The organism is Pseudoflavonifractor sp. HNCC25GI2, from assembly GCF_058136395.1.
In genome coordinates this window covers 1-1,295 of the sequence record NZ_JBYUOW010000022.1, presented here as the reverse complement: position 1 = coordinate 1,295, position 1,295 = coordinate 1, and the positions used below count along the sequence as shown (strand labels likewise).

The following is a 1,295-nucleotide window of genomic DNA, read 5'->3' as shown; positions in this document are numbered from 1 at the left end:
CAATGGAGGCATCCTCAACGGCATCCTCCAGGTGCTTCATATTCATGTACTTCTTGTTGCCCCATTGGGTACCAGCCACATGGCGCAGCCGGGCACAGACCAGCATAAGAGCGGAATTGCCGTCTGGGAAACTGCCCACCACACGAGTGCGGCGGCGGATCTCCCGGTTCAGCCTCTCAATGACATTGTTGGTACGGATACGGGTCCAGTGCTCGCTGGGAAAATCACAGTAAGTAAGAGTCTCTTCTATACCATCCTCTACCTTCTTGGCGGCCTCCTTCAGTTTCATGGAGCGCAGTTCCTCCACCACAGCCTTAGCCTTTTCTCTGGCGGCTCTTTTACTCTCCTGAGCATGGATCGCCTTGAGCATCTTGGCCACCAGCTTCACCTTTGAGCGAGGCGTGACTGAGAACACGTTGCGGTAGAAGTGGACGGTACACCGCTGGTATTTGGCCTCAGGAAACACTTCGCCTACGGCCTCCAGCATACCAAGGCATTTGTCACCAACCACCAGTTTAACCCCGTCCAGGCCACGGCCATGCAGCCACTGGAAGAAGCTGACCCAACTGGCCTTGTCCTCTTTCATACCCTCAGCGGCACCTAAAATCTCACGGTATCCGTCCTCATTGACCGCAATTGCTACCAGAATAGCTACATTTTCAAACTCTCCACCCCAGTTACGGCGCAGGTAGATCCCATCTACATAGACATACGGATAACGCCCACCTTGCAGAGGACGGTTCCGCCAATCTTCAATGTGGACATACGCTTTCTTGTTCAGCTCACTGATGGTGGAGGGAGAGACCTTGCTGCCCCACAGGGCCTCGGTGATGTCCTCCACACGCCGGACGGACACACCTGCCAGGTACATTTCAATAAGAGCCTCTTCCACACTGCTCTCCCGGCGGCGATACCGCTCAATAATAGCCGTCTCAAAGGAGATTCCCTTGAGCTTAGGCACCTTGAGGGTAACATCCCCAGAAGTGGTGGTGAGGTTGCGGTTGTAGTGGCCGCTGCGATAGCCCTGGCGTTGCTCATTGCGCTCGTACCGAGCCGCCTGGGTCAGCTTTTGAGCCTCGGCCTCCAGCAGTTCGTTGAGGGTTTCCTCTACGCTGCCTCGTACCAACTCCTTAATCTGCCCCTTGATAACCTCTTCATTTAGCTGTACAATCTTTTCAGACATGGTTTGCTGTCTCCTTTCAGAATGGTGTGTCGCGACTTCATTCTACCAGAGTTCTGCAAACCATGTCTCTTTTTATCTACTTTTCAATTTGCGAAATTTATTCTACCTTATC

General features: G+C 53.2%; 1 protein-coding gene. It reads right to left on the bottom strand.

Annotated elements, in window-relative coordinates:
* Nucleotides 1-1,183: IS256 family transposase (locus AC3YUO_RS12970; RefSeq protein ID WP_489963428.1), on the bottom strand; the 1,183-nt coding region annotated here is incomplete at its 3' end.
* Nucleotides 1,184-1,295 lie beyond the last annotated feature (112 nt).